We start from the raw sequence: 24437 nt of genomic DNA on the forward strand, positions 1-24437 counted from the left end.
CGCCGGGTTGACGATTGGCCGGGCCGGGGCCGTGCTGGTGTCCAAACGCACGGAGGTGTCACCAAAGGGTAAATACTGCGACCGCTTCGTGTTTGTGAACAGGCCGTGCGGTGGTGTCACCTGCTTGAAAGGAATGGGCGGGCGTGGCCGGGGCGTGCTATGCTTTGGGGCGTAACCTTTGAGGGGGAGACGGCATGCGCGGCATGATACTGAGCGCGATGGCACTGGGCGTGACCACCGGTTCGGCGGGGGCCGAGGGGTGTTTTGGCGCCGGCACACCGCTGTTTCATTGCACGCTGGAGCAGGGCGCAAAGGCGGTAGATGCCTGCCTGCAGGGCGATGTCGCCACTTACCGCTTTGGTCCTGCGACAGGGACGGCGGATTTGCTGCTGGCGCAGCCTGTCGCGCAAGTGGATATGTGGCCCTGGTCCGGTGTCGGGCGCTGGTTGTCCGAGGCGGCGGTTTTCGCCAATGCCGGATATGCTTATCGGGTGAGCTATGCGGTGGACCGGCTGAGCGAGAGCCGCGAGGTGACAGGGGCGGTGCATGTGCTGCGCGGCGATGCGCAGCTGGCCGAGCTGCCTTGTGATCCGGGCAGTGTGACGGTGGCGGATCTCTATCCGCTTTTTGAGGCCAAGGAGGCGGCGGGCCAATGCTGGTCCGGCGAGGCGCAAGACTGGACAGGGTGCTGAGCCGATGCAGACCACATTCACCATCGAAACCAACGGTCAGGGGCTGTACGAGTTCACCCGGCAGGTGACCGCATGGGTCGCCGGATCGGGTGTGGGCGACGGGCTGTTGACGCTGTTCATCCGCCACACATCGGCAAGCCTGCTGATACAGGAAAACGCCGATCCGGATGTGCAGGGCGATCTGAGGGCCTATTTCGCGCGGCTGGTGCCGAAGGCCAATGATCCGGCGATGGCCTATCTGCGCCACACCACCGAAGGCCCCGACGACATGCCGGCCCATATCAAGGCGGCGATGATGCCGGTCAGCCTGTCGATACCGGTCAGGGGTGGGCATCCGGTGCTGGGCACATGGCAGGGGATTTACGTCTTCGAGCATCGCGATGCGCCGCACCGGCGCGCGGTGGCGGCGCATCTGATGGCGGATTGAGCGCGCCTTTGAGCGCTCAGCCTGTGGGCATGAGAAAGATCTCGCGCAGGTCGGCGCGGCGCGGTTGTTCGAGCGCATGCACGACCGAGGCCGCGACATCCGCGGGCTGCAGCTTGTCGGGTTTGGGTTCGTCGAAAAACGGCGTGTCCACCATGCCGGGCGCGATCACCGTGCAGCGCCCGCCCCAGTCACGCATCGCCTCGGACATGTTGCCCGCCAGCCCGTGCACGAACCATTTGGACGCGCCATAGATGGAGCCGGGGATGTAGCGCTTGCCGGCGGCCGAACCTGTGAGGATCAGGTGGCCGCGGCTGGCCTTGAGCGCGGCATGGGCGGCCTTGATGGTCCACAGAAGGCCCATGACGTTGACCTCCATCATGGTGCGCCATTCCTCGGGGTCGCCCTGTTCGATTCCGGGGGTGGACAGCCCGGTGCCGGCATTGGCAAAGACCGCGTCGATCCCCTGAAAATGCGTGGCGGCGCGTTCGATCGCGGCGCTGATGTCGTCGAGGCGGGTGACGTCGCCGGGCAGGGCCAGCGCGTGGTCGGGGCCGATCTCATCGGCGAGGGCGTCGAGTTTTTCGCGGTTGCGTGCGAAAAGCGCCACGTTCCACCCCGCATGGGCCGCGGCGCGGGCGGTGGCGGCGCCGATGCCCGAGGATGCGCCGGTGATGAAAAGGGTCTTGGCAGTCATGGCCTGTCCTTTCGTTGATCCTTGCGTCTTACTGACAGGTAGGTGCCGGGTCGCTTCGGTCAAAGGGGGGCGTGGGCCTTTATCTAGGGGTGTCATTTCCCCCCTACCCAAAACCTTGCGGGTCTCCTATAGTGGCTGTGGATAAATGGGCCTCAGACCCATGACCAAGAGGCGGACAAGAAAGGGGAACGGCCGATGCGCTGCCCGTTTTGTGGAAATATCGACACTCAGGTAAAGGATTCACGGCCCGCGGAGGATCATGTTTCGATCCGACGGCGCCGGTTCTGCCCGGCTTGCGGCGGGCGGTTCACCACCTATGAGCGCGTGCAATTGCGCGATCTGGTGGTGGTCAAGACCAACGGGCGGCGCGAGGATTTCGACCGCGACAAGCTGGAACGCTCGATCCGGATCGCGCTGCAGAAGCGGCCCGTGGACCCTGAGCGCATCGAGCAGATGATCTCGGGGATTGTACGGCGGCTCGAAAGCATGGGCGAGACGGATATCCCGTCGAAAACCGTGGGCGAGATCGTGATGGAAAGCCTCGCGCGGATCGACACGGTGGCCTATGTGCGCTTTGCCAGCGTCTACAAGAACTTCCAGGCGGCCGATGATTTCGACAAGTTCGTGAGCGAACTGCGCCCCGACGAGGCGATCGCCGAAGCCAAGCAACCGGACGAGTGAGCCGCGACGACGCCCGCTTCATGGCCCTCGCCCTGTCGCTGGGGCGGCGCGGCCAGGGCCGGTGCTGGCCCAACCCGGCGGTGGGCTGTGTCGTGGTGCGCGAGGGGCGCGTGGTGGGGCGCGGCTGGACCGGCGTCGGCGGTCGGCCCCACGCCGAACCGCAGGCCCTGGCGCGCGCCGGGGACGCGGCGCGTGGTGCGACGGTCTATGTCAGCCTCGAGCCTTGCGCCCATCATGGCCGCACGCCGCCCTGCACCGAGGCGCTTATTGCGGCGGGTGTGGCGCGGGTGGTGGCGCCGGTCTCGGACAGCGATCCGCGCGTGTCGGGCAAGGGATTCGCGCGGCTGCGTTCCGCCGGGATCGAGGTCACGACCGGGGTTCTGGCTGAAGAGGCGATGCGCGATCTGGGTGGTTTCCTGCGCCGGGCAGGGGGCGGACGCCCGCATCTGACGCTGAAACTGGCCACCTCGCTCGATGGGCGGATCGCCACGGCCTCGGGACACAGCCAATGGATCACCGGGCGGCAAGCGCGCCATGCCGTGCATGCGATGCGCGCGCGCCATGACGCGGTGATGGTCGGGGCAGGCACGGCGCGCGCCGATGATCCGATGCTGACGGTGCGTGGCCAGGGCGATGTCGCGCGCCAACCGGTGCGGATCGTCGTCTCGCGCAGGCTCGACCTGCCGCTGATGTCGCAACTGGCGCAAACCGCGCGCGAGGTGCCCTTGTGGCTGTGCCACGGCCCGGACCCGGACGCGGCCCTGGCCGACGCCTGGGACGGGATCGGCGCCGAGCGGATCGCCTGCGATCTGACGGGCCGGCAACTCGACATGGAGGCGGTGTTGCTCGCACTTGGCCAAAAGGGCCTCACGCGGATTTTCTGCGAAGGCGGCGGCAGCCTCGCCGCGTCGCTTCTCGGGGCGGGGCTGGTGGATGAGCTGGTGCTGTTTTCCGCCGGTCTGATGATCGGCGCCGAAGGCCTGCCGGCCCTGGGGGCGATGGGGCTCGATCGTCTCGACGGCGCCGAGCGCTTCCGGCTGCAGGAATTGCGGGTCTTGGGCAATGATGCGATGAGCCGCTGGATCGCGTCCTGAAACGGGTCTTTTGGGGGCTCTGCCCCCGACATTGAAATCCTGAAGGATTTCAACGCCTCCCCCGGGATATTTGCAGCCAGAAGAAAGCCGCGCCGCCCCCCGTTTCTTCTGGCTTAAAATATCCCCGCCGGAGGCTCCCGTCTTCCGAGGTCGCCGCATCGGCCGATCTGTGCTCATCGGGATGACCCAAGGCCCGCTCGGGGTGGGTCACCGGGGATCGGCGCCAGCCCGATCGGCCTTGAGCTGTGCGGCTTCGATCCCGTAGAGGCGTTGCGCCGCGCGGTGATCGGACAGGGTGCCCAAATGCGGCGCATGGGCCCAGACCCGAGCATAATCGGTGCGCGTTTCATGTTGTGTATGGGGCCAGTCGCTGCCCCAGACCACATGATCGGCATCGAGCATCTCGAGCAGGTCCCGGGCATGCGGGGCCACGTCGAAAGGGACCCGGTAATGCGCGGAGAACTTGAAAAAGAGCGCCTGTCGGTCCTGCAGCTGCCTGACCGCGCGCAGCATCGGATCGTCCTTGGGGGCGGGGTCGGAGGGCAGGCCGAAATGATCGATCACCACATCGATCCCCAGGTCGGCCAGCGCCGGCAGGAGCGGAGCGAGGCGGGGGCCTTCGAGATGCATTTCGAGATGCATGCCGCGCGCGCGCAGCCTGTGCAGGAAGGCGCGGGTTGCAGGCGCGCCGGGATCGGGGATGTCGGCGCCGCGCACGAGGTTCCAGCGGATGCCGCGGATCCCGCACGCGGCGAGCCGGTCGAAGGCCGCGTCGCCAGCGTCGAGCGGCAAGACGCCGACGCCCGCGAACCGTGCGGGATCGAGCTGTGAGAGCGCCGCACAGAGCTGGGAATTGTCGGCCCCCAGAAAACTGACCTGAACGATCACGCCCCCCGAGATGCCGCGGTGTTCCAGTTGGGTCAGCCAGTCGCGCAACGGCGCGGGGCGCGCCGGCACATAGCGCGCGCCGTCCACCGCAGCCAGCGTTTCGTAGACATGCGCGTGACAGTCGAACCGGATCATCGGGGCCTCCTCAAAACATATATATGACTAGTTGACTATAGGGGTCAAGATGGACTAAACCCGACGCCAGGAGGAGAACGGGATGGATCGACTCAAGGCTATCGATGCAAGGCTTCCGGCCTATGTCCGGCTGCGGGACACGCTGACGGCGCGGATCGCCGAGGGCGAGTGGACCCCCGATCAGCCGATCCCGTCCGAGGCGCGTCTTGCCAAGGAATTCGACGTCTCCATCGGGACCGTCCGCAAGGCGGTGGACGGGCTGGTGGAGGAGGGGCTTCTGGAGCGTCGTCAGGGGTCCGGGACCCGCGTGCGCGCGCCGTCCTTCAATGCGACCCTGTTCCGCTTCTTTCCGATCCGGGAAAAGGACGGTGCGCCCCTGTCGATCCCGTCGAGCCATATTCTCTTGCGCAGCATCACCGAGGCGCCGGACGAGGCGGCCCGGGTGCTGGGCACCCGGGAGGTCATCAAGATCGTGCGGTTGCGCAGCCTGTCGGACCAGCCGGTTCTTTTCGAGGAAATATACATCCCCGCCCGGCGCTTTGCGGGGTTCGAGACCTTGCCGGAGGCCGCTCTGGGGCCGCTGCTCTATCCGCTTTATTTCGAGCATTTCGGAATAATGGTGAAACACGCGACGGACGAGGTGTCCTTCGGGTGGGCTTCGGAGCGGGTGGCGCAGCAACTTCGGATCAAGCCCGGCGATCCGCTTGCGGTGATCAAGCGCACGGCTTTCGACATCGAGAACACCCCGATCGAATGGCGCATTGCAAGCGGCAGCGCCACCGAGTTCCGCTATCGCAGCGAAATCAACTGACCAACACATATGCATCAAGGGAGAGAGACGATGACATTCAAGGCAGCCTGTATCGGCCTGACGGCCGCCGCCGCACTGGCGGCGCCGGTTCTGGCGGAATATCCCGAACGCACCATCGAGATGACCATTCCGGCCGGAGCCGGCGGTGGCACGGATACCAGCGCACGCAAGCTTGCGATCCTGCTGGAGGAAAAGCTGGGCACCTCGATCGCGATCCTGAATGTGGGCGGCGGTGGAGGCTCGGTGGGCGCGTCGCAATTCATGCAGGCCAAGCCCGATGGCTATGCGCTCTTCGCCACATGGAACAGCCCGCTGACAACCGTGCCGCAGGTTCAGAATGTCGCCTATTCGCTGGACAGTTTCACGCCGATCGCCTCGACGTCGGAGACTGCCTATACGCTTTGCGTGAAGGCGGATTTCCCGGCGACGACCGGCGAGGAGTTCCTGGCGGAACTGGCGGCCAATCCGGGCAAGTATACCTATGGCAATGATGGTATCGGCGGCACGATGCAGCTTGCGGCCGAGCGGATCTTCCAGACAAGGCAGATCGAGGCGGTGGCCATTCCCTTTGGCGGGGCGGGCGAGACGCTGCAGAATTTCCTGGGCGGTCACGTGGATATCTATGGCGGCTCGATCTCGACCGTGTTGCCCTATGTCGAGAGCGGTGAGGCGAAATGCCCGCTGGTGACCTCGGCGGCGGATGTGCCTGCGCTGCCGGGCGCATCGGGGCTCGAGGCGCTTGGCATGGCCGACAAGGAGACGCTGCTGTGGCGCGCCATTCTGGGGCCGAAGGGTCTTGATCCGCAGATCGTGAGCCTTTTGGCGGATACGATCGAGGAAGCGGTCAACGATCCGGGCTATGTGGAGTTCCTGAAGACCAAGGGCGAGGTGCCCAATGTGGTCAAGGGCGAGGCGTTGGGTGCGCGGCTGCAGGCCGAGTTCGACGCGCTGGCGGCCGTGTCCAAGGCGCTTGGCCTCTGAGGGATGGAGGCGCGTCAGGATATCGTGCTGGGGCTGGCTCTGGCCGGCCTCGGCCTTGCCGCGGCCTGGATGGCGCGGGGCTATGCCGGGGCCAGCGGCATCTATCCCATGGTGCTGGGCCTGATCCTGACACTTCTTGGAGGGACCGTGGCGGTGAGGGCCGCCCGGTCCGGCAGCCGCGGCGCGCGGGCGCTGGTGGAGGCGCCGGGCAAGCTGCTGGTGGCGGTCGGGATCGCGACGCTCTATGTGGCGGCGGTCGTGCCCTTGGGGTTCTACACCGCCTCCTTTCTGCTGATGCTGGCGATGCCCTTCGGGCTTGGATTGCGGCGCCCTGTCCAGGCGGGGGTGGTGGCGGTGATCTTCATGGCGTCTGTCTATCTCGTGTTCACCGTGCTGCTGGAGAAACCGCTGCCCCGCGAGGCGATCCTGTCCATCCTCGGCAGTTCGGGCTGACATGGAGTTCTATACGAACGCCCTGGCGCAGGTTCTGACGGTCGGCCCGCTTGTCGCGATGATCGGGGCGACGCTGCTTGGCGTGTTCATCGGCGCGCTGCCGGGGTTGAACCCGGTCATGGCCATCGCACTTCTTCTGCCGCTGACCTATTCGATGGATCCGCTGGTGGCGCTTGGCATGGTCGCGGGCATCTATAACGGCTCGATGTATGGCGGCGCCATTCCGGCTATCCTGTTGCGGATCCCCGGAACGCCCGCGTCGATCGCGACGACCTTTGACGGGTTTCCCATGGCCGACAGGGGAGAGGCGTCCAAGGCGCTCAAGATCGCCTGCTGGTCCTCGGCGGTGGGCGGCATCGCGAGCGCGATTGCGCTGATGACGGTGGGCCCGCTTCTGGCGCGCGTCACGCTGCATTTCGGGCCGGCGGAATATTTCTGGATCGCCATTTTCGGCATGGCTTCGGTGGGGGTGATGGTCGGGTCGGACCCTGTGAAGGGGATCATGGCGGCGGTTCTGGGCCTGTTGATCGGCACCATGGGGATCGACACCTTGTCGGGTCAGGCACGGTTCACCTTCGAGCAGACATGGTTGCTGGGCGGGCTGGATCTGATCGTGGTGCTGGTGGGGCTTTATGCGCTGCCGCCGGTTCTGCAACTGGCGGAGAAATGCGATCTCAAGGGGTTGTCGGCGGCGCAGCTGAAACTGACGAATATGCCGTTCACCCGCGCAGAGCTGCGCAGCTTCCTGCCGACATGGCTGCGGTCTTCGGGCATTGGTATCGCGGTCGGCATCCTGCCCGGCGCGGGCGGCAATATCGCCGCCTTCCTGAGCTATAATGCGGCCAAGAATGCCTCGGACGATCCCGAAAGCTTCGGCAAGGGCAATCCGCAGGGCGTGGCGGCGGCCGAATGCGGGAACAATGCGGACAATGCCGCCTCGATGATCCCGGCGCTGTCGCTGGGCATTCCCGGCAATGTGGTCGCGGCGCTGGTCCTGAGCGCGCTGACCATTCACGGGCTGCAACCCGGCCCGCAGCTGTTCCATCAGAACCCCGTTCTTGTGGGCGGCTTCATGATGGAAATGCTTCTGACCTCGGTGCTGATCTTTGCCTTGGGCGGGACGCTGGCGACGCGTGTCTTCGCACAGTTCCAGCGGTTGCCCGGCGTGCTTCTGGTGCCGTCGATCCTGATTTTGATGTGCGTTGGCGTCTATGTCATCAACGGTCGTCCGGTCGATCTTTGGGTGATGCTCGGCGCCGGGCTGATCGGGTATCTGTTCGAGAAAGTGAACGTGCCGTTGGCGCCGATCATCCTTGGCATGATCCTTGGGCCGATGGCGGAGCAAAGCGTCAGGCGTGCCTTGCTGATAAGCCGCGGCGATGCAACGGAGCTGTTCACGCGGCCGATTTCGGCTGTCCTGATCGTCATGACGCTGCTGGTGATCGTCTGGCCCGTCGTCAAGGCGCTGCGGCGGCGCAGGCTTCGAGCGCGCTGACACGGTCAAAGACGAGCTCGAGCGGCGATGCAGGTATCGGCAAGCCGTTGTCGCGCGGGGCGGAGTGTGCTCTGATCGCGAAAGCGCACGCATGGTCCGTTCCGGGCGAGGTTCTTGCGGCGCGGCCAAACAGGCGACAGCCGACAGGAGACTGAGATGCGGTATCTGGTGCTTATCCTTGCCCTGCTGGCGCTGCCCGCGCAGGCGCGCAGCATTACCGACAGCGCCGGGCGCGTTGTCGAGATCCCCGATGAGATCGGCACTGTCTTTGCCGCAGGGCCACCGGCCTCGATCCTTGTCTATATCATGAAGCCCGAGGCGCTGACCGGCTGGCCGCGCGCCTTGCGCGCCGAAGAACGCCCCTATATCGCCGAGCCGTTCCGCGACCTGCCCGAGACCGGGCGCATCACCGGGCGCGGCGGAGAGGCCAATCTGGAACGGGTGCTGCAGATCAATCCCGATCTGATCATCGATTTCGGATCGGTGCGCGACACCTATGTCGATCTTGCAAACCGCGTGCAGGAGCAGACCGGCATTCCCTATATCCTGATCGATGGCCGGTTCGAAAACACACCGCAAGCGCTGCGGCTTCTGGGCGAGGTGCTTGGGGCGCCGGAGCGCGGTGAGGCCTTGGCGCGCGATGTCGAGGGGACATTCGCGCGGATCAACGCGATCCTTGCGGATGTGCCGCCCGAGGCGCGCCCGCGTGTCTATCTTGCGCGTGGACCCGAAGGGCTGGAGACCGGCATGAAAGGCTCGATCAATACCGAGATCATCGAGCGCGCCGGCGGGCGGAACGTGGCCGATGATGGTGGCGCGACACGCGGTCTGGTGCAGGCGTCGATGGAACAGGTGATCGTGGCCAATCCCGAGATCATCGTGACATGGGACAGGAATTTCCATGCAAGCGTGTTCGATGATCCGCTCTGGCAAGGGATCAAGGCGGTGCGCGAAGGACGGGTCTATCTGTCGCCCACGGCCCCTTTCGGCTGGATCGACCGGCCCCCGTCGCTGAACCGGATGATGGGTCTGCGCTGGATGGCGGGGTTGCTTTACCCCGATCGGTGGGAGGACGATCTGCGCCGGGATACACGTGAGTTCTATGAGCTCTATTATCATGTCGACCTGAGTGACGAGGAAATGGAGGGGTTGCTGGAATGGGCCGAGGGACGACCGCCAAGATAGGCTTGCGGAGGCCGGTCCTGAGCCTGACGGGCGGTCTGCTGCTGGCTCTTGCGGCGCTGGTGTTCGGTGCGGTGATGATCGGGCCTTATGGCCTGAGCCCCGCGCAGACGCTTGCGGCGCTGTTGGGCAGGGGCGACCCGCAGGCCGAGATCGTGGTCTGGAGCATCCGCCTGCCGAGAGTGGCGGCGGCGCTGCTGGTCGGCGCGGCGCTGGCGGCCGCCGGGGCCAGCTATCAGGCGCTGTTTCGCAATCCTTTGGTGTCGCCCGATATTCTGGGCGTGTCGGCGGGGGCGGGTCTGGGGGCCGTGGCGGGGATATTCCTGTCGCTGCCGGTGGCGGCGATCCAGGCCTCGGCCTTTGTGGGCGGCATGGCGGCGGTGGGGGTGGTGACGCTGGTGGCGTCGCTGGTGCGCAATACCGACCGGACCCTGACACTGGTGCTCATCGGCGTGGTGATCGGGGCGCTGGCGGGGGCGGCGACGTCGCTGCTCAAGGTGATGGCCGATCCTTATGACCAATTGCCGGCGATCACCTTCTGGCTTTTGGGCTCGCTGGCGGCGATCACCACCGAGGATATCCTTCCGGCCGTGCCTGCGGTGCTGGTGGGGCTGGTGCCGCTGGCGCTGCTGCGCTGGCGGATCAATGTGCTCAGCCTTGGAGACGAGGAAGCGCGCGCGCTTGGCGTCGAGGCCGGGCGCACGCGATTCGTGGTGATCGTGGCGGCGACGTTGATTACCGCAAGCGTCACGGCGCTGGCGGGCGTCGTGGGCTGGGTCGGGCTGGTCATTCCGCATATCGCGCGGATGCTGGTGGGGCCGGGCTTTGGCCGGTTGCTGCCGGTTTCGGTGCTGATCGGGGCGGGATATCTGCTGATGGTGGACACGCTGGCGCGGACGATCGCCCAGGCCGAGGTGCCTTTGGGGATCCTCACTGCGGTGATCGGGGCGCCGTTCTTCGTCTGGCTGCTGGCGCGCGGCCGACAGGGCTGGTCGTGATGCTGGAGGCGCGCGACCTGAGCATCGGTTATGGCCGGGAGCCGATCGGCGCGGGTCTGAGCCTGTCGGTCAGGCCGGGCGATATCCTGTGCCTTCTGGGGCCGAACGGCTGTGGCAAGACAACGCTTTTCCGAACGCTTCTGGGTCTTTTGCCGCCGCTTGCCGGGGATGTCATGCTGGCGGGCCAGCCGATCACGGCGCAAAGCCGCACGGACATCGCCCGACGGATCGCCTATGTGCCGCAAGCCCATGCGCCGCCGTTTCCGTTCGAGGCGCTGGAGGTCGTGCTGATGGGCCGGACCGCGCGGCTTGGTGCCTTCGGGCAACCGGGACGGCAGGACCGCGCCATCGCGCAGGAGGCCATGGAGCGCCTTGGGATCGGGGATCTGGCGCACAGGGATTATTCCCGCCTGTCCGGAGGGCAGCGCCAGCTTGTGCTCATCGCCCGGGCGCTGGCGCAGGAGGCGCCGCTGATCGTCATGGACGAGCCCACGGCCAGCCTTGATTTCGGCAATCAGGCGCAGGTTCTGGCGCAGATCGCCCTGCTGGCGCAGGCCGCATCGGCGGAAGGCTGCGGCGTCATCCTGTCGACCCATGATCCCGATCAGGCGTTTGCGCTGGAGGCCCGGGTTCTGCTCATGAAAGAGGGCGGCATGCGCGCGCATGGCCCGGCGCATGAGGTGCTGACCGCAAGCGCGCTTGGCGATGTCTATGGTTTGCCCGTCTCGGTCGAGACGACGACATCGGGCCGCAAGGTGTGTTTGCCGTCGCTTCGTGGCGCGTCGTCGGCCAGCGAGATGAGACAGAACGCTGGCGGGGGCGCATGAGCGCGGGCAGGATCAGGGCAGAGGGTGCGCAGAGGGCGCGGGACGGGCAGCGTCAGCCGCGGCGCCGCCAGATCCATGACTGGCTGGCAAAAGCGCCCTGAAGCTTCGCAAGCGCCCGGTTGGCAGGGCCGGGGCGCGGAGCGGGACCTTGCGAGAGACGGTCAAGCACCACCTCGACCGGGCAGGGCAGGTTGGTGAGCGGATCAAGATAGCGCGGATAGTCGATCAGCGTGGCATGGACGAGGCCGGCCAGCGACGGGCGCGCGCGCCGCCGTGGCGGTACCGGGCCAAGATCGCGGGTCAGACCCCAGCCGGCATAGAAAGGCGCGCCCGTCGTGGTCACGGGCAGGCCGCGCAGCAGCGCCTCGAAGCCCAACAGGGAGGTCATGGTCCAGACCGCGTCCACGTGATCCAGAAGCGTCGCCGGATCGGTGCGATCGAGCACCGCATCGGCAAGCCCTGCCAGTTGCGCAGGGGTCAGCGCGCCGGGGCGAAGTCCGGCTTCGACATCGGGATGGGGTTTGTAGAGGATCACCGCGCCGGGGTTTTCCGAGCGGGCTTTTTGCAGCAAGGCAAGATTGGTCGCCACCGCAGCGCCTGCGCCAAGCCGGATGGAGGCGTCGTTTTCGACCTGACCCGGCACGAGGATGCGCTGGCCGGATGGCAAATCCGCCTGATCGGGAAGCAGTCCGCCCAGATTGTATTTGCTCAGGCCGCGGGCAGTCAGGGCGGCGATCAGCGCCTCGGCGCGGTTGCGCTGATCGGCACGCAACCGGGCGCGGCTGGCAATCAGCCGTTCGAGGCGGCTTTCGGCCCCGGGATCGTAATAGATCCCCAGATCGTCGCAGACCAGTGACAGGGGCGGGACCAGATCGGCGCCCAGACCGCGCGAGCGCAGAAACCCGTCCTCGATCCGCAGAGCGTCGGGCGCGGGCGTCGTGCCCGAGGCCCAGCACATATGGCGGCGGCCTGTCTTGAGGGAGAGTGAAGCGGCTTTGGCCGGATCGGACCGGAAGCGCACCGGGCGCACGCCGCCGAAAAAGCGTTGCAGGTGGCCGCGTTTCCAGAGCCTCATGCCCGAGGCGACCCAGCCCGCGTGATCCTCGCGCCAGGCGCGGGTCTGCGCTTCGAGCGCAGAGATGGCGTCTTCGAGCGGGCAGAGCCTGTCGCGGCAGGGGTCATACCATTTGGGATAGAGGATCATCGCGCCCGCGAAGAGCTGCGCGCGGCTGAGCGGGCGGCCCCGGCGCGGCAGGGGCATCGGGTGATGGTCCTCGGTCAGGCCCCAACCTGCATAGAAGGGCTGGCCGAAGACATGCGGCTTGTGGCCGGCATAGATCGCCTCGAATCCAAGTTGCGAGCTGACGGTGTAGACCGCGATGGCCCCGTCGAGCAGCGCCCAGGGGCTGACCGGATCGCTGAACAGGCGGATACGGTCGGTTTCGACCTCTGCCCCGAAATAGCCTGCGCGGTGGCCCTGCACGGTTTCGGGATGGGTCTTGATGAGCACAGGCGCACCGGGATGATCGGTCTGCGCATGAAAGAGCATTTCGCGAAACGTGTTGGCGTCGGCCCGCCCATGGGTCACCGATGCGTCGCCACGGGTCTGGTCGATGACCAGAACATAGCCGGGTTCGGGGCAGGGTGCCTTGGGATCGAAGGCGGTGTACTTGGTCAGATGCGCTTCGTGCAGACGGGCGATGGCCGCGCGGGCGCGGTCCATCAGGGGTGTGTCGTCCAGCGGATGCGTCGCCAGCAGGGTTTCCAGATCGGAGGGGGTGGAGGGATCGAAATGCACGCCCTGATGGTCGATCACCAGCCCGAGGGGCGGCTCGCCCGAGCGGCCGGGATGCAACGAGCGCAGGAGGGCATCCTCGATCCGGATGAGCCCGGCGCCGGTGCGCGCGGCCAGAGCCTCGCCGCGCGGAGCATAGGGGCTGTGACCCCAGACGGCGACCAGGTCCGAGGGGCCGGGCCATCCGAGGCGCAGGTCGTAACCTGCCAGCGACAGGATGCGGCGCAGGCGGCGCTGGCGCAGAAAGCCTGCATTGACGTGAAAAACCCGCCGCGGCGTATCGCCTGCGGCGGGATCATGCGCGTGTGGCGCGGGCATCAGTTGCCGCTGAGCACGTCTGCCGAGGTCGCGACCGAACTGACCGCGCCAAGCGTGCCGGTGAGCGCCGAGATGACCTTGCCCCATTGGGCGAAGGGCGCTTCGGTCACGTAGAGCGTGTCATCGTCGCGGATCGAGAAGTCACGCGCGACGAACATGCCGTTGGGTTTGGTCAGGTCGAGCACATAGACCATGCGCTGTGCGCCGATGAGATCGTCGCGGCCAAGCACCTGATTTGCGATGGCGGCGGGTTCGTTGCGCATCACGAACACACCGGTCGGATCGGCGGCGGTGGGCGTCAGGCCGCCCACCTGGGCCAGGGCCTCGACGGCGCTGAGGGTCTGGGTTTCGAACGGGACGCGGGCTTGCGCGCCGGTGGCGCCAAGGGCGGTGAAGGCGCGGGTGTCCTGTTCGACGAGGATCCGGTCGCCCGCGCGCAGCGCGATGTCGAAGGACGGATCGTTGAACAGGTCCTGGAACCAGACCTTGCTGCGGTGGTTGCCGCGGATGACGGTGATCTGGGCGATTTCGGGTTCGATGACCACGCCGCCGGCATTGGCGAGCATGGCCGAAAGCGTACGTGTCGGGCGCTCGATCGGGTAGACGCCTTGTGCGCCCACGGCGCCGATCAGCGACACGGTCGAGCCGTCGCCGGCGAGGCGGCGGACCTCGACCTGGGGATCGGGTGTCTGTTCGTCGAGTTTCGAGGTGATGATGCGGCGGATCGCGTCAGGCGTGTTGCCAGCGGCGCGGATGCGGCCGGCATAGGGCACGAAGATGAAGCCCGAGCCGTCGACCTGCACCTCTTGCAGCACGGTCTGGTTGGCGGCTTCGCCGGCCAGAAGCCCGTCATCGACGTTTTCCCAGATGGTCAGGCCCAGCACGTCGCCGGGGCGGATCGTGTCGGAGCCGAGCACGCCGGCATTGCGGAATTCTTCGGAGAAACCGAGCGCGGGCTGCACGGCGGTGGCGCGGGTCACGCGGTCATTGACCGAAACGATGAAGGCGTCACCCTCGCGCTGAACGGATCCTGCGAAGATTTCGTTCTTGGTCGGGCCGACACGTGGAAGGATGCCACAGGAGGATACCATGGCAACACTGACAACAAGGGCGACACTTTTCGCCCAGCGACTGGTTCTGAATTTCACTGCTCGGTCTCCTCGACCTTTTGCCTGCCGTATTTTCTTTTTCAGGCAAATTACCGGAATCCGGCGATAAAATCCAGCGCCGTGATTGCAGATGCTCAGGTCACCGCCCGCAACTGTTGCCGAGGTGCCGCGGTCCCGAGGCGCAGCGCGTCATAGGGGTCTTCGTTGGCGAGCATCATATCGACTGTCTGCCGGAGCAATTGGCGCCGCCCGCGAGACGAATAGAACCCGCCCGCGACCTGGCTGGTTTCCAGAAGAAAGCGGCGATAATCGGCATAGGCGCGCCTGTCGGGGCGTTCAGCGCCGGCGAAGAATTCTTCGATCGGGCGGGTCGAGACGAATTCGGGCTTGGCATAGACCGCCGCGCCGAAGGTTCTGAGCGGAATACCGCGCCAGAGCACCTGTTGGGCAGCGGTGGAATTGACCGTCACGGCGCTGCGCGCCTCATCGAGAAGCTGCGCCAGCTTGCCGCCACGCACGTAATGCACGCGCCCTTCAAGGCCGTGGTCGCGCGCCAGCCTGCGCAGCTCACGTCGGATAGGCACGCGCCCGTCTTCGAGCGGATGGGCCTTGATGACAAGGTGATGGTGCCGAGGTGCGCCCTTGGCGAAGCCACCGATCACGGTTTCCAGGAATTCGGTCATCGAGGCAAACGGCGAATGGGCCTGAAAGGAGGCGTCATGTTCGAGCTGCAACAGCGCGATGTGGTAGGGAAAACCGCCGTATTTGATGCGGGACGTGGCGATATGCCGTTCGATCGCCTGAAACGGCATCAGCAACAGGCGCTGCAGGTAGAGCTTGAACTCCTGCCGCACGTCGAGAGAGCGGTGAGGCCGGAAATTGCGATAGCGGCGGTTCATCAGAAGCACGAAGCCATGATAAAGTGCGCCGTAGAACACATGCTGGCGCATGTCGCCCCAACTGGCGGGCGGCAAGGCGGTGTCCATGTCGGAATTTTCCAGCGCGGCCCGCATTTCGGGCACGGTCATGTCCATCAGGCGCGAATGGCCGTTCACCCCGCCGCGTTCATAAGTGACCCAATAGGGGCGCAGGTAGCCTTCTTCGAAGACATGGATGCGAAGGCCCGCGGCACGGGCAAGGCGGATCGCCTGAGCATGGATCGGGCGGGTGTCGCCATAGAGCACGAGATCGGTCACGGCCCTGTCCGCCAGAATGGCAGCAAGCGTGTCGGGCCAGTCGTCGGTGTTGCCGAGAAACGGGATATAGCTGGAGCGGTCACGCCAGAACGCCTGATCGCCGGCGTTGAAGCCCACGCGAAGCACCTTTGCCCCGGTGCGCGTCAGCATCTGCGCAAGCCGGTAGAAGAAAGGCCCATGAGGCCCCTGCAGAAACAAAAATGTCCGAACGCTGCCTGTCATGCGCGTGATCATTACCCGTGAAACCGTTTACCGGATATTATTTCTAACGGAAAAATTCGGCAAAATTAAGTCTGGCAGAGGCTTGGGTGCCTTGCCAGTGGCGATTGGCGCGGCTACGTCCGGTTGAGAACCCAATCGGAGGCCTATCATGTTCACGGGGATCATCACGGATGTGGGGCAGGTGCGCTCGGTCGAGATGCGCGGCGATCTGCGGGCGCGGATCGGCACGCGCTATGACATGCACAGCGTCGATATAGGCGCGTCGATCGCCTGTGACGGGGTGTGCCTGACGGTGGTGGACAAGGGCGCGGACTGGTTCGACGTGGATATCAGCGCCGAGACGGTGTCCAAGACCAACGTGAAGGGCTGGACCGAAGGTCATCGGATCAATCTGGAGCGCGCGCTCAAGGTCGGTGACGAGTTGGGCGGGCATATCGTGTCGGGCCATGTCGACGGGCTGGCCGAGATCGTGGCGGTGCGCGACGAGGGCGACAGCACGCGCGTTTCATTGCGCGCGCCCGAGGCGCTGGCGAAATTCATCGCGCCCAAGGGGTCCGTCGCGCTGAATGGCACATCGCTTACGGTGAACGAGGTGGAAGGCTGCACTTTCGGGATCAACTTCATCCCGCATACCAAGCAATCGACAACCTGGGGACAGGCGGCGGTGGGCGATGCGGTCAATCTCGAGATCGACACGCTGGCGCGCTACGTCGCGCGGCTGCAAGAGATGAGCTGAGCCGGGCTGAGCTCGCACGGGCGCCGCACCGGTCTGAAGCAGGCCGTGCGGTGCGGTCTCGTTGAACACATTCATGAAACGTATTGCGTTATGCCGTGTGGCCAGTATCTTTGGCCCGAACCAAGGGAGGAACCACATGACTTTGCTGAAACCCACGCGTCGCGATCTGCTGAAGATGGCCGCCGCGGCCCCCGCCTTTGCTCTGCCTGCTGCCGCCGCCCGCGCCGAGCTTGGCGCGCCGCAGGGTGGCAACCCGTCGCATTTCAGCTTTTCCGTGGGCGATGCCCGGCTGACCGTGGTCTCGGACGGGTATTTCCGCCTGCCCACGGACGGGCTTGGCGTCAATGCCGATCCCGCCGAGGTTCAGGCGTTCCTCGAGCGGCATTTCCTGTCGCCCGAGATGGGCTATTCGCACACGAACCATCTTTATGTGGAGATCGGTGACGCCAAGGTGCTGGTGGATGTGGGCTCGGGCAGCCGGTTCATGGCCGAAACGGCGGGTCGCCTGATGGGCAACCTGGAGCGTGCGGGCATCGACCCCTCGGGGATCACCCATGTGGTCATCACCCATGCGCATCCCGATCATATCTGGGGGATCATCGACGATTTCGAAGAGCCGATCCTGCCGGACGCCGAGCATCTGATGGGCGAGGCCGAACATGCGTTCTGGATGCAGGATGGTCTGGTGAACCAGGTCGAGCCGGACATGCAGCAATTCGTCGTCGGCGCGGTCAATTCCATCGAGACCGAGGGTGTGGAATGGACGCTGGTGCAGGACGGCCACGAGGTCGTGCCGGGGCTGACCATGTTCGACACGCCCGGCCATACGCCGGGGCATATGAGCCTGCGGGTCGATAGCGGCGACCGGTCGTTGATCGCGCTTGGGGATTCGATGAGCCACGCCTATACGAATTTCGCGCATCCTGACTGGTATAACGGATTTGACGCCGATGGCGCGCAGACGGTCGCCACGCGCAAGCGGCTGCTGGACATGGCCGCCGAGGATCGCATCGCGGTTCTGGGCTATCACTTCCCGTTCCCCGGCGTGGGCCATGTGCAGCGCGAGGGGGATGCCTACCGGTTCATCCCGTCGCTCTGGCAGTTCTGAGACGGGTATATAGGGGCGCGGGATCAGTCGTTGTCGGTGAGACCCGCGCCCGCACCGGCCAGACGGCTTGTTTCGGTTTCCGGCGCATAGGTGCGCTGCGCGAAGGCGTCGAGCTGGCGCGCGGTTGCTTCGGGGATGTCCGCGCGGGCCGTCGGCGATGGTGTCTCGGTATCGCAAAGCTCGCCGGGCAGGATCGCCACGGCGTCCACCATGGTGGTGCTCAGAGCGTCGGTCATGCCGTCGGGGATGCCATCCGCGGCACCACAGGTGACCGACACGCCCTCCCATGACACGGTGACGCTGCGCCCGGCGATCCGGGCCGCGGCGTCGAGATAGGGCAGCAGCAGCATCGGGCTGGCGGTGCGGCCCAGATGCAGCGCCTCGCCCGCCGCAAGGCGCGAGGCATGATCGCAAAGGGCTGCGCCGGAAATCAGCGGGCAGAGCGTGCCACCGCGCGCGGTCCAGCGGCCTTCATCCTCGTCGTGGGGGCAGAGCGTCTCGTAGGTCGTGCCGTCGTTGCGGGTCAGCAGATCGGCCAGAACCTGCGGGCCGGGCAGCCCTTGCGCAACCAGCCAGCGGGCGGCCTTGCCGGCCTCTTCGGCCAGACCCCAGCTCAGGCCCGCGCCGCGCGCGGCCTTGCGCGACAGCGCCTCGATCTCGTTCAGCGACCAGGTCATTCGGCGGCCACCGCAAGGAAGGGATAGGCCCAGTCATCGCCCGAACGGTCGCCCAGTTCATGCGGGAAGGGGGCGTGCTGATACATGTTGATGCGCAGCCAGCGGTCCGAGCGCGGATCGAAATGGCAGGCGCCGAAGAAGCTGAGTTTCAGGCGCAGCATGTCGATCGGCATCATGGTGGCGTCGATTGTGTTGTCGCGGATCTCGGCATAGGGCAGGCGCGCGGCGATCTGGGCGCGGCGCACGATGTGACGATGCTGAGGGTGGCGCATGAGGAAGCCGGCCACGCTGTCCTCGGTTGCCTCGGACAGATCCGACCAGAGGCGCGCGGCGTCGCGACCGGGGCAAAGCGGTTGCTCATAAGGTTCGATCGGCTCGTCGAAGCGTTCGCCAAGGCGGGGTTCGAGCTTGGCTTCGGAAGTATACCAGACGCGGGCCTGTGCGTCGGGATCTGTCCAGTCGATGGCGAGCGCCCAGCCGTAGATCTCCTGCACAAGCGCGCGCAGGCGTGCGGTGCTCATGGCGCCGTCGATGCGCCATGTGGCGGCCTCGTCAGCGGCCATGCAGCAGGCCAGCGGATCGACAAGACGCGGATAGGGTTCGAGCAGCAGCGAGGCCAGAAGTTCCTGACCTTCGAGCGTGAGCGCGCCTTCCGCCCAGAGCCACAGCCGGTTCCAGGGCTGGTCTGCCTGCAGGTCGGCGGTGGCGAGATGGGCCAGAAGGGATGCCATGTCGGCGCGCAGCGCCTCCAGTTTGGCGATCTGCACGGGGTGATCGGAGTGCCAGTCGGCGGCGTGAAGCTGTGCGCGGATCGCGAAGCGGCGCAGGGTCTGGGCCTCGCCGGCGGAGGCATGGGGCAGGCTGCGGATGCGGGCCAGCGCCTCTTCGCGGGTGGCGATCCAGTTGTTGAGGAGCGCGGGATGGGTGACCAGAAAAGGGGCCATGCCAAGCCCGGTGGAATTGCCGATGCCGAAGCGGCGGCGCAGATCGGGGTCGAGCGGCACGGCGGTTTCGGGCGCGCGCATCCGGGCCATGTGTTCGACAAGGTCCATGACGAAGGCGCGGGTGAGATAGACCGACAGCATCTCGATCTGGAAGGGGGCCTGACATTCGGGGCGGTGAGCGATCTGTTCGCGGTCCGCCGCGCCGAACTTGCCCGAGCCGTAGACGGCGGTGGTGCGCATGAGGTACCCCACCTCGGCCACGCGGGCAGGGTCGGGTTGATGGCCCGAGGCCAGGCTGTCCACCACATGATCCCAGAGCCGGACCGAGCGGTTGGCGCGGCTGAGAGACAGCTCTTTTTCAGACACGCGACCGGCCTCTTGCCGGGGCACGTTGGCCTGCAGGCGGTCGAGATCGGCAGTTTCGGGCACGCCGTCGAACAATGTGAAGGTCGCGTCCCATTCGGTGGCGATCACCCGGTCCGAGCGTTTTTCGGGGGGCAGGTCGTTGGCGAAGGCGACAAGGGAATAACTGCGCTCGGGGCCATGGGCGGTGTATACGGCGCGGCCCACGCCGCGCGCGTCGATGTCGAACAGGGCGCATTCGAAGCGCCAGCCTTCGGATTGCAGGCGGCGCAGCAGGATGCGCATGAAGCTCAGGCGGGATTGATGAAAGGAGCCGAGCCGGTCAAGCCGCATCACGACATCGGGATGCCGGGGCGCTACGGGCTGCGTGTCAGGCTGGTGCATGGGGCTCCTCCGGTCTTGTCATATCAGATGATAGGGCGGCCCGGCCAGCGGACCGCCCCTTTTTATCATGCGTCGCCGCGGCCCTTGGCAAGGGTGATGCGCAGCGCGTCCCACAGCGAAGGCAGCAACACCAGCGACACCGGTACGGCGGTGACGACGATGAAGCTTTGCAGTTTGCCGATGCCGCCCGAGCCCGTGTAGATCAGGATCAGCGCCATCGCGCCCATGGCCGCCCCCCAGAACATGCGCACCGGCAGGGCGGGCTTGTCCTCGGAGGACATGGCGACCGAGATGACATAGGTCATCGAGTCGCCCGTCGTGGCCACGAAGACCGTGGTCAGGATCAGGAACAGGATCGATACGATGAAGCCCATCGGCAATTGCTGGGTGATGGCCAGAAGGGCCGCAGGCAGGTTGAAGCCTTCGAAGGCGGTCGAGACCGAACCGGGGTTGGCCAGCTCCTGGCTGAGGCCGGTGCCGCCCACGATGGTGAACCAGAACGCGGTCACGACAGGTGCCACGATCGACAGCATGACGATGATCGACCGGATCGACCGGCCCCGCGACACGCGCGCGATGAACATCGCCATCAGCGGACCGTAGCCAAGGAACCAGCCCCAGAAGAACACCGTCCACCAGCCCAGCCAGCCCGGCTCGCCGAAGAGACCGGCATCACCGCGATAGAGTGCCATGCCGAAGAAATCGGTCAGATAGGTCGTGAAGCCGCCGACAAAGCCCTTGAGAATGAACATGGTGGGGCCGGCGATCAGCATGAACACCAGCAGAAGCCCGGCAAGGATCACGTTGAACCGGCTGAGGATCTGGATGCCCTTGGACAGGCCGGTCATGGCCGAGATCGTGTAGATCGCGACCAGCCCGAGGATCACGACCGCCTGAGTGGCGAAGGTGTCGGGAATACCGAACAGCGCGCCCAGGCCATAGCTGACCTGCAGGCCCAGAAAGCCGATGGGGCCGACGGTGCCCGCCACGACGGCGATGATGCAGGACGCATCCGCAATGAGACCGATGGGGCCGTTGATCGCCTTGTCGCCGAACACCGGGTAAAGCAGCGTGCGCGGCGAGAGCGGCAGGCCCTTTTCATAGTGGTAATGCATCAGCATCACCGTGGTCAGGGCGCCAAGGATCGCCCATGCCAGAAAGCCCCAATGCATGAAGCTTTGCGCCAGCGCCGGGTTAACGGCTTCAGGCGTCGCGGCCTCGGCTCCGAAATGGGGCGGCGAGGACAGGAAATGCGCCATCGGCTCGCTTGCGGCCCAGAACACGCCACCGCCGGCAAGCAGGGTGCACATGATCATCGCGCCCCACTGGAACAGCGGGAACTCGGGCCGGTCGAGCCCGCCCATGATGGCCTTGCTGCCGGGCAGAGCGACCAGCACCAGCCCCATCAGGAAGGTTCCCAGCAGCAGAAGCTGCCAGTAGAGGCCGAAATATTTTGCCGAGAAGGCAAAGCTGGCATCGACCATGCGCGACAGCAGGTCGAGGTCGTAAAGCGCGATCAGGCAGAAGATCGCGATGAAGCCGCCGGTGATGGCGAAGAGAGGCTTGTTGATGTGGTGAAGTCCGCCACTGGAGGCGGTCGTCTTGTGTGTGATGTCGGACATTCTGTTCTCCCTGCGAATATCCTTGGGGTGGGCGCTTGGGCCCTTATGTGTCCGGCCTTGTGTCAGCCGGGGTGAAGTTCTGTTCGAAAAAGCGCAGCCAGTTGTCGCCCATCAGGCCCGCGACTTCGGTGTCGTTGAACCCGGCGCGGCGCAGGCCGTGCTCGATGTTGTCGAAATCGCGGTTGTCGCGGAACCAGTCGGGTTGCGGCGGGAAGCCGGGGGCTGTGGCCGAGCCTTCGCCATAGTCGATTTCCTTGGTCCAGCGACCGACACGCATCCATTCCACGACGCTGTCGGGCTGGTCCTGACACAGATCGCTGCCGATGCCGAAATGCTGAACGCCGAAGCGGTCGGCGGCGGTGGCGATCATCTGGCAGAAGCTGTCGATGGTGCAGTCGGACTTGCCCTGCAGGTGATGGGGATAGAGCGAAAAGCCCATCATCCCGCCATTGTCCACAACGGCGCGCACCACGTCGTCGCGCTTGTTGCGCAGGGCGGGTTGCCATGAGTGGAGGTTGGCGTGGGTGATGGCGATGGGACGTTCGGAGATATCGGCGGCCTCGATGGTGGAGCGGTCGGCGGAATGGCTCATGTCAACGACCATGCCGACCCGGTTCATTTCCTTGATGACCTGACGGCCCATTCGGGTGATGCCCGGATCTTCGGCCTCGTAGCAGCCGGTAGCCAGAAGGGACTGGTTGTTGTAGCTCAGTTGCATGAAGCGCGCGCCCAGCTTGTGCAGCACCTCGACGAGACCGATATCGTCTTCGATCGGGCTGGGGTTCTGGAAGCCGAAAAAGATCGCGGTGCGCCCTGTGTCGCGGGCGCGGACCACGTCGCTGGCCCATTCCCCGTGAAAGATCAGATCGGGGAACTGTTCGAACCAACGGTTCCATTTCTCGATGTTGAGGACGGTTTCACGAAAATTCTCGTGATAGGCGATGGTGACATGGACCGCATCGACGCCGCCCTCGCGCATCTGGCGGAAGATCTTTTCGGACCAGTTGGCATATTGCAGGCAGTCGATGCGATATCCCACGGCGCTTACTCCGGCTGGCCTGCGGCGATATAGGCCGTCTTGACGGTGGTGTAGAACTCGCGCGCATGGATGCCCTGTTCGCGCGGCCCATAAGAGCTGTCGCCCCGGCCGCCGAAGGGCACGTGATAGTCGGTGCCTGCGGTGGGCAGGTTGACGGTGACCACCCCGGTGCGCGCGTTGCGACGGAAATGGGTGGCACGGGCCAGGTTTTTGGTGACGATCCCCGAGGTCAGGCCGAAATTGGTGTCGTTCACGGTGGCCAGAGCCTCGTCATAGGAGTCGACCTTGATGACGGCGGCCAATGGGGCGAACATTTCCTCGCGGTTGATGCGCATCTGGTTGGTGGTGTTCACGAAGACGCCGGGGGACATGAAGTAGCCATCGGTCTCGAGCGTGAGGCGCGCGCCGCCACAGGCCAGCTCGGCGCCTTCGGATTTGCCAAGCTCGACATAGGCGAGGTTTTCCGAAAGCTGCTGTTCGCTGACCACCGGGCCGATCTGGGTGCCGTCGGCCAGAGCGTGCCCGACCTTCATCGCCTGTGCGCCGGCCACCAGTTTCTCGACGAAGGCGTCATGCACCGCCGCATGCACGATCAGCCGCGAGGAGGCGGTGCATTTCTGCCCGGTGCCCCCGAAAGCGCCGCCAAGTGCCAGCGTGACTGCCAGATCGAGATCGGCGTCGTCCATCACCGCAAGGGCGTTTTTCGAGCCCATTTCCATCTGCACCCGCGTCAGGTTGCCGATGGCGGCCATCGCGATCCCCTTGCCCACCGGCACCGAGCCGGTGAACGAGATCGCATCGACCTTGGGGCTTTCGACAAGACGCTGGCCCACATCGCGGCCCGCGCCCATCGCCAGTTGGAACAGACCTTTGGGGATGTCCTGCCGGGTGATGATCTCGGTCAGGGCATGGGCCGAGGCGGGGGTCAGGTTGGCGGGTTTCCAGATCACCGCGTTGCCGTAAGCCAGCGCCGGGGCGATCTTCCAGCTGGCCGTGGCGGTGGGGAAGTTCCACGGGCTGATGACGGCGACGGTGCCGACCGGTTCGCGGCGCACATCGACCTCGATGCCGGGGCGGACGCTGTCGGCATTCTCGCCCAGCTGGCGCAGGACTTCATGGGCGTAATAGGTGAAGAATTGCCCGGCGCGATAGACCTCGCCCTTGCCTTCGGCGAGGGGTTTGCCCTCTTCGCGGCTGAGCAGAGTGCCCAATTCCTCGGCGCGCGCCATCATTTCGGTGCCGATCGCCATCAGGACGGCCTGTTTGCGCTCGAGGCCGTAAGCGGCCCATTCGGCCTGCGCGCTGCGGGCGGCGTCAAGGGCAGTGTCCAGTTGATCGGGTGTGGCTTGTGTGAAGAGGCCGACAAGATCCGTCAGATCCGAGGGGTTGCGGTTTTCGATCTCGCTGCCACCAGCGACCCATTCGCCCGCGATATGGTTCAATTTGGTGTCGGTCATGGTGCAGCCCCCGTTCTGAGTCGGTCTTCGAAGATGATGCGGGGCAGAAGGTCAGAGAGAAGCGTTTCAGGCAAACGCAAACTTCTGAAGAAAAATTCAGCGACTCTGA

23 protein-coding genes are annotated in these 24437 nt (G+C 65.6%); 13 read left to right on the forward strand and 10 right to left on the reverse strand.

The genetic code is table 11. The features are described 5' to 3' along the window. The first annotated feature begins 194 nt into the window (after positions 1-194). Both F3H35_RS07060 and F3H35_RS07065 read left to right on the forward strand, forming a co-directional pair. A complete protein-coding gene (locus F3H35_RS07060; protein WP_149778921.1) occupies positions 195-692 on the forward strand; it encodes a hypothetical protein in 498 nt (165 codons plus the stop codon). Between the two features lie 4 nt (positions 693-696). After that, on the forward strand, positions 697-1119 hold the full coding sequence (locus F3H35_RS07065; RefSeq protein ID WP_149778922.1) for a secondary thiamine-phosphate synthase enzyme YjbQ: 423 nt from the start codon (positions 697-699) through the stop codon (positions 1117-1119). Between the two features lie 16 nt (positions 1120-1135). On the opposite strand, the gene F3H35_RS07070 is transcribed toward F3H35_RS07065, so the two are convergent. Next, complete coding sequence (locus F3H35_RS07070) at positions 1136-1813, reverse strand: SDR family oxidoreductase (RefSeq protein WP_149778923.1); 678 nt, start codon at positions 1811-1813, stop codon at positions 1136-1138. A 195-nt stretch (positions 1814-2008) separates the two neighbouring features. Between F3H35_RS07070 and nrdR the strand changes: the two genes are divergently transcribed. Both nrdR and ribD read left to right on the forward strand, forming a co-directional pair. After that, positions 2009-2494, forward strand: a complete 486-nt coding sequence (gene nrdR, locus F3H35_RS07075; protein WP_007814316.1) for a transcriptional regulator NrdR — start codon at positions 2009-2011, stop codon at positions 2492-2494. Then, positions 2491-3588: a bifunctional diaminohydroxyphosphoribosylaminopyrimidine deaminase/5-amino-6-(5-phosphoribosylamino)uracil reductase RibD gene (ribD, locus tag F3H35_RS07080; RefSeq protein WP_223228340.1), complete on the forward strand. Its 1098-nt coding sequence runs from the start codon at positions 2491-2493 to the stop codon at positions 3586-3588. Before nrdR ends, ribD begins: the two co-directional genes overlap by 4 nt. 207 nt (positions 3589-3795) lie before the next feature. On the opposite strand, the gene F3H35_RS07085 is transcribed toward ribD, so the two are convergent. Further along, positions 3796-4611, reverse strand: coding sequence for an amidohydrolase family protein (locus F3H35_RS07085; protein ID WP_149778924.1), 816 nt, complete (start codon positions 4609-4611; stop codon positions 3796-3798). Positions 4612-4693: 82 nt separating this feature from the next. Here F3H35_RS07085 and F3H35_RS07090 point away from each other — a divergent pair, with 82 nt between their 5' ends. From F3H35_RS07090 to F3H35_RS07120, 7 genes are all read left to right on the forward strand, one after another. Then, positions 4694-5422: a GntR family transcriptional regulator gene (locus F3H35_RS07090; protein ID WP_149778925.1), complete on the forward strand. Its 729-nt coding sequence runs from the start codon at positions 4694-4696 to the stop codon at positions 5420-5422. Positions 5423-5452: 30 nt separating this feature from the next. After that, a complete protein-coding gene (locus F3H35_RS07095) occupies positions 5453-6403 on the forward strand; it encodes a tripartite tricarboxylate transporter substrate binding protein (protein WP_149778926.1) in 951 nt (316 codons plus the stop codon). A 3-nt stretch (positions 6404-6406) separates the two neighbouring features. Continuing rightward, a complete protein-coding gene (locus F3H35_RS07100; protein WP_149778927.1) occupies positions 6407-6856 on the forward strand; it encodes a tripartite tricarboxylate transporter TctB family protein in 450 nt (149 codons plus the stop codon). 1 nt (position 6857) lies between these two features. Continuing rightward, positions 6858-8351 (forward strand): tripartite tricarboxylate transporter permease, encoded by a 1494-nt coding sequence (locus tag F3H35_RS07105; RefSeq protein WP_149778928.1) that lies wholly within the window; start codon positions 6858-6860, stop codon positions 8349-8351. Positions 8352-8507: 156 nt separating this feature from the next. Continuing rightward, on the forward strand, positions 8508-9536 hold the full coding sequence (locus F3H35_RS07110) for an iron ABC transporter substrate-binding protein (protein ID WP_149778929.1): 1029 nt from the start codon (positions 8508-8510) through the stop codon (positions 9534-9536). Beyond that, a complete protein-coding gene (locus tag F3H35_RS07115; RefSeq protein WP_188129905.1) occupies positions 9509-10531 on the forward strand; it encodes a FecCD family ABC transporter permease in 1023 nt (340 codons plus the stop codon). The genes F3H35_RS07110 and F3H35_RS07115 overlap by 28 nt, the downstream gene beginning before the upstream one ends. After that, on the forward strand, positions 10531-11358 hold the full coding sequence (locus F3H35_RS07120) for an ABC transporter ATP-binding protein (RefSeq protein ID WP_188129906.1): 828 nt from the start codon (positions 10531-10533) through the stop codon (positions 11356-11358). Before F3H35_RS07115 ends, F3H35_RS07120 begins: the two co-directional genes overlap by 1 nt. 52 nt (positions 11359-11410) lie before the next feature. On the opposite strand, the gene F3H35_RS07125 is transcribed toward F3H35_RS07120, so the two are convergent. The 3 genes from F3H35_RS07125 to F3H35_RS07135 form a co-directional block, all read right to left on the reverse strand. Continuing rightward, positions 11411-13471 carry a capsular polysaccharide biosynthesis protein gene (locus F3H35_RS07125; protein WP_149778931.1) on the reverse strand — a complete coding sequence of 687 codons (2061 nt, stop codon included), beginning with the start codon at positions 13469-13471 and terminating at the stop codon, positions 11411-11413. After that, positions 13471-14562, reverse strand: a complete 1092-nt coding sequence (locus F3H35_RS07130; RefSeq protein ID WP_223228341.1) for a polysaccharide biosynthesis/export family protein — start codon at positions 14560-14562, stop codon at positions 13471-13473. Before F3H35_RS07130 ends, F3H35_RS07125 begins: the two co-directional genes overlap by 1 nt. Before the next feature lie 152 nt (positions 14563-14714). Further along, positions 14715-15998, reverse strand: coding sequence for a capsule biosynthesis protein (locus F3H35_RS07135; protein WP_223228342.1), 1284 nt, complete (start codon positions 15996-15998; stop codon positions 14715-14717). A gap of 148 nt (positions 15999-16146) precedes the next feature. Here F3H35_RS07135 and F3H35_RS07140 point away from each other — a divergent pair, with 148 nt between their 5' ends. Both F3H35_RS07140 and F3H35_RS07145 read left to right on the forward strand, forming a co-directional pair. Next, positions 16147-16734 (forward strand): riboflavin synthase, encoded by a 588-nt coding sequence (locus F3H35_RS07140; RefSeq protein WP_149778934.1) that lies wholly within the window; start codon positions 16147-16149, stop codon positions 16732-16734. Positions 16735-16870: 136 nt separating this feature from the next. Beyond that, positions 16871-17842: an MBL fold metallo-hydrolase gene (locus F3H35_RS07145; protein WP_149778935.1), complete on the forward strand. Its 972-nt coding sequence runs from the start codon at positions 16871-16873 to the stop codon at positions 17840-17842. Between the two features lie 23 nt (positions 17843-17865). Here F3H35_RS07145 and F3H35_RS07150 read toward each other — a convergent pair whose 3' ends face one another. From F3H35_RS07150 to F3H35_RS07170, 5 genes are all read right to left on the reverse strand, one after another. Next, on the reverse strand, positions 17866-18519 hold the full coding sequence (locus tag F3H35_RS07150; protein WP_149778936.1) for a DUF3726 domain-containing protein: 654 nt from the start codon (positions 18517-18519) through the stop codon (positions 17866-17868). Further along, a complete protein-coding gene (locus F3H35_RS07155) occupies positions 18516-20210 on the reverse strand; it encodes a hypothetical protein (protein WP_149778937.1) in 1695 nt (564 codons plus the stop codon). Before F3H35_RS07155 ends, F3H35_RS07150 begins: the two co-directional genes overlap by 4 nt. Before the next feature lie 65 nt (positions 20211-20275). Continuing rightward, complete coding sequence (locus F3H35_RS07160) at positions 20276-21832, reverse strand: BCCT family transporter (protein WP_149778938.1); 1557 nt, start codon at positions 21830-21832, stop codon at positions 20276-20278. Positions 21833-21875: 43 nt separating this feature from the next. Continuing rightward, positions 21876-22871 (reverse strand): membrane dipeptidase, encoded by a 996-nt coding sequence (locus F3H35_RS07165; protein ID WP_149778939.1) that lies wholly within the window; start codon positions 22869-22871, stop codon positions 21876-21878. A gap of 5 nt (positions 22872-22876) precedes the next feature. Next, positions 22877-24328 (reverse strand): aldehyde dehydrogenase family protein, encoded by a 1452-nt coding sequence (locus F3H35_RS07170; protein WP_149778940.1) that lies wholly within the window; start codon positions 24326-24328, stop codon positions 22877-22879. Between the last annotated feature and the right edge of the window lie 109 nt (positions 24329-24437).

The organism is Roseovarius litoreus (assembly GCF_900142765.1).
Lineage (GTDB): Bacteria > Pseudomonadota > Alphaproteobacteria > Rhodobacterales > Rhodobacteraceae > Roseovarius > Roseovarius litoreus.